This is a genomic window from Mesorhizobium sp. M2A.F.Ca.ET.037.01.1.1 (assembly GCF_003998075.1).
Lineage (GTDB): Bacteria > Pseudomonadota > Alphaproteobacteria > Rhizobiales > Rhizobiaceae > Mesorhizobium.
Genome location: NZ_RZSA01000671.1, coordinates 1 through 3842 on the forward strand (window position 1 = coordinate 1; position 3842 = coordinate 3842).

The window sequence follows — 3842 nt, forward strand, 5'->3', positions numbered from 1 at the left end:
AACAGACCCTCTGGGGCTTTCCCCGATTGGCTCGCGGCGCGCAGTACCAATGTGAACAGGGCCGACGAAAGCGCGTTAAGAATGGCACGTCCTCCGGCTCGGTCGGTCGCTGACTCCATTCGCATCAGCCCGACAAGACCGGCAAGTTCGTTGGAAGCGGACCCGATGCCTTCTTCCGCCTGGCCGTTCAAGGCCCGCGCCACCAGCTTTGCCGGCATGTAGTTGCGGATCAGCCGGTCATGCGGCGGCGCGATGAAAAAGCGACCGCACAACAGATCCAGTTGCTCGCCTTGGCTGTCGTTCTCGCTTAGCATCCATCCGGCAGAGCCGAGGCTTTCGTGCGTCCGGATGGGCCTTTGCCCGCTACCATCGTGCAGCACATGCGCCGCACCGTGAGGCAGCAGCACGATATCTCCGCTCACCAGTTCCCGCGCCGTTTTCGACTCTGGATCCTCGAGAATGGCGCGACCCTTGACTATGACGTGAAAGGGGATCTCGTTCGCCGCCGCTTGGCCCCAGGCGACACGCCATGGCGCACCGTAAGCGCAGCGGACCTCGAGTTGGCCGCTAACGGTGATGATTTGCAAGAGATGGCTAAGCCAGTCCATTTCAGACATTGGTTCTCGAAACCGGAAATGGTGAAATCTTACCGCAATGGTGCATTGGTTCTACTAGTCGCACTCATTCCAGAACCTAGCTCCGAAGCGTGCCTGGATTGTGAGCGAGCCACGATCCGAACAAGTGGCTTGGATCAGACGCCGCCACAACGTCCGGCGCTCGACTTAACAAGCGCGCCTTAACCTCGTGCGACCTGGCCAGGCAGGACCTTGGCCTCGCGCCTGGCTTCCTCGGGAGCCCAAACGCCATGCAGTCCGATCGTGTAGCGGCGCGACCGGCCTGCGGCACGGTATTGCACGACGTAGCTTGGCTTCCCCGAGGCGAAGACGCAACCCGAAACCGGGCAACTCCTCGTCCCAAATGACATAGTCCGCGAAACGAATTTCAGTGGTATCAACAGTTCGTTTGGTCAGCTTCGCCATGCCCGGGCGCCTCCGTCAAAGATCCGCGCGTAAGCAAAGCGTAGGCACGGCAGGGCAGGGTTTCGGCCGCCCTGTCGTAGCCCTGATGCTATCGAATTCAAATTTGTTTTGTGATTCCGTGGCATAGCGCGCAATCGGATAGAAGCGGATAGGTTCGGCGAAACCGACTATCCATTCTCCGAAGGCAGAGGTCACAAGTTCGAATCTTGTCGGGTGCGCCATTCCATCCCTGTCCTAGCTTATGATGTGATGGCTTTTCAGTCCTGGTCAGGGATTAGTCATTTTGGTGCTGGGTTTGATACACAGTTGGACGAGCGCCCAATTTTTGTTGAATCATTGCTTTGGGTTGCGTCGGTGGCGCGTTCTCGAGGGATCGAGAGCTAAGGAATTCTAGGAGCTTATTTCCAGGGTAAATTGATGTACCTCGCGGTAGGTGTCATCATTGATGCCGCATTCGGGGAAACTGTCGCTATCCGGAGCTAGGGCTCGATTGGCAAAATGAGGAACGTCTCGAATTCCGAGCAAATCACATCGGCTGGGCACAAGCTCAGCGGTAGTGGACATCTTGATGTTCATTACCTTGCACTGAAGGACGAGTATGATGCCACCCTCCGCGCCACCGGTATCCAACCCGGTTGGTCAGTGCTGGACGCAGGCGCAGGGAATGGGGTCTTCCTGCCTTTAATGGCGGACTTGCTGGGTGCCGAGGGGCGCGTCGAGGCTCTCGATCTGGCGCCAGAAAATGTTGAGGCAATCGAAGATTTGATCGCAAGCCGGCAGTTCGCCTGTCCGATAAGCGCGCGAACCGGTGACATGACCGATCTGCCGTATGGGACGGGCGCGTTCGACGCGCTTTGGAGCGCAAACGCTACCCAATATCTAAGCGACGAAGAACTTACCAAGGCAATCGAGGAGTTCCGCCGCGTCGTGAAACCGGGTGGGCTTGTTGCTGTGAAGGAAGTCGATATCTCGGTTTGGCAGTTTCAGCCGCACGATCCCAAACTGACTTGGCGTCTGCTCGACGCGTTGTCCGATGATGTACAGCTTTCCGGCGCCATGAGGGGAACTCGCTTGGCGGCCTGGTTTCGGTCGACGGGGCTCGAGAACGTCTCCGCCATCACAACGCTGGCAGAGCGCCGCCAGCCGCTCAGGCCAGTAGAGCGTGACTACATTCGGAACAATCTCAAGTTCCTATCTGGGCTCGCCCGGACGTGCGATTTGCCAGAAGCGGATCATCTTCAATGGAAGGCAATAGGCGACGAGCCGGAGCGCCTGATTGCCGACCCCAACTTCTGCTATCGTGAAATGTGGGTGCTCAACTTAGGCATCGTGCCGCAGAGCTAAACCAACTTTCGCTGCTCACCGCTATTGCGCAAGCTCTGGCACACGCCGCTTCTTGTCGGGTGCGCCAATAAAGCCGGGCATCCCACCTTATTGCCTGCGACGCCTGCCCGATGAAGCAAGATAACGCAGCGCAAGCATCATAGCGGCCACCGCGATTCCGGCGCTGATCACGCCTGCGGGCGTTATCCTGGCACTGCCTTGCAAGGTCACATGCTTACCCAAACGCAGGTCAAAAACCGACTTGATTTCCTCAGGATGTGAGTGAACGGCGGCCGAAGGTTCTTCTTCCTGGACAACTGGCATTTGAGCCTCCGGTTCGAATGTTCCGCCGCTGCACAATGCCCGGCGGCGACGGTGACATTTGTGCCCGACCGAACGTGCGGTCAGTGGTGAGCGTTTAGAATTGATAGTCACCAAAGTAACATAGCAACGCCCAGTTTCATCTCCTCCTGCGTGCCCAATGTCAGGCGGTTCGCTATAGTTTTCTGGACTGCCAAAGCCTCACCCCAGCACCTCCCCTATCGCCGCCACCAGCCGCTCCACCCCGTCCCGCGTCTGCGCCGCGTCGCACGCCGCGTAGCCCAGCACCAGGCCTTGGGTCGGCGCCGTGTTCTGGAAATATTTCGACAGGGGCGAGACGTTGATGGCTCGCTTCGCCGCGGCCTGGCTGACCTTGATGTCGTCGATGCCGTCCCTCAGATAGCCCACCACCTGGATGCCGGCTTCGGCGGGGGAAAGCGTGATCTCGTCGCGCAGGCGCTCGGTGACGATGTCGCGGAAAAGCTGGCGGCGCTGGGCGTAGATGCGGCGCATGCGCTTCAGGTGCCGGCTCATATGGCCTTCGGTGATGAAGTCGGCCAAGGCGGCCTGGAGGAGCAGCGGCGCGAACTGGCCGGTGGTGGAGAGCGCGTTGACGATGCGGCCGGCGAGCTCCGGCGGCAGCACCATGAAGCCGAGGCGCAGGGCCGGGAACAGCAGCTTGGCGAAGGTGCCGACATAGATGACGCGGCCGGAGCGGTCCATGCTCTGGATCGCCGGCACGGGGCGGCCCTGAAAGCGGTATTCGCCGTCGAAATCGTCCTCGATCACCCATGAATTGGCGGTCTCGGCGATGTCGAGCAGGCGCAGCCGCTCCTCCATGCGCATGGTGATGCCGAGCGGATGCTGGCAGGCCGGCGTCACATAGATAAGATGGGGCAACGGGGCGGGGGGCTCGAGATACCAGCCGCGCTCCTGGTCGACGGGGATGGGCAGAACCCTTGCGCCGGCCACGGTGAAGGCGGCCTTGGCGCCGTAATAGCCGGGCTCCTCCATCCACACCGTGTCGCCGGGGTCGAGCAGCAGGCGCGCCAGAAGATCGAAGGCGGCCTGCGCGCCGGTGGTGACGACGATCTGCTCGGGTCGGCAGCGCACGCCGCGCGCGGAATAAAGATAGCCGGCGATCGCCTCCTTCAGCGC

4 protein-coding genes and 1 pseudogene are annotated in these 3842 nt (G+C 60.5%); 1 reads left to right on the plus strand and 4 read right to left on the minus strand.

All coding sequences use genetic code 11. The features are described 5' to 3' along the window. A partial coding sequence (locus EOA27_RS26610) for a cupin domain-containing protein (protein WP_145970545.1) occupies positions 1-617 on the minus strand: 617 nt, incomplete at its 3' end. 182 nt (positions 618-799) lie between these two features. Then, a pseudogene (locus EOA27_RS42315) lies at positions 800-1040 on the minus strand (Arm DNA-binding domain-containing protein); the annotation flags it as partial. Positions 1041-1538: 498 nt separating this feature from the next. On the opposite strand from EOA27_RS42315, the gene EOA27_RS26620 reads away from it, so the two are divergent. After that, positions 1539-2384 (plus strand): methyltransferase domain-containing protein, encoded by an 846-nt coding sequence (locus tag EOA27_RS26620; protein WP_126080054.1) that lies wholly within the window; start codon positions 1539-1541, stop codon positions 2382-2384. Positions 2385-2471: 87 nt separating this feature from the next. On the opposite strand, the gene EOA27_RS26625 is transcribed toward EOA27_RS26620, so the two are convergent. Both EOA27_RS26625 and EOA27_RS26630 read right to left on the minus strand, forming a co-directional pair. Beyond that, positions 2472-2687: a hypothetical protein gene (locus EOA27_RS26625; protein ID WP_126080055.1), complete on the minus strand. Its 216-nt coding sequence runs from the start codon at positions 2685-2687 to the stop codon at positions 2472-2474. A 198-nt stretch (positions 2688-2885) separates the two neighbouring features. Continuing rightward, the coding region (locus EOA27_RS26630; RefSeq protein ID WP_145970546.1) for a PLP-dependent aminotransferase family protein at positions 2886-3842 on the minus strand (957 nt) is incomplete at its 5' end.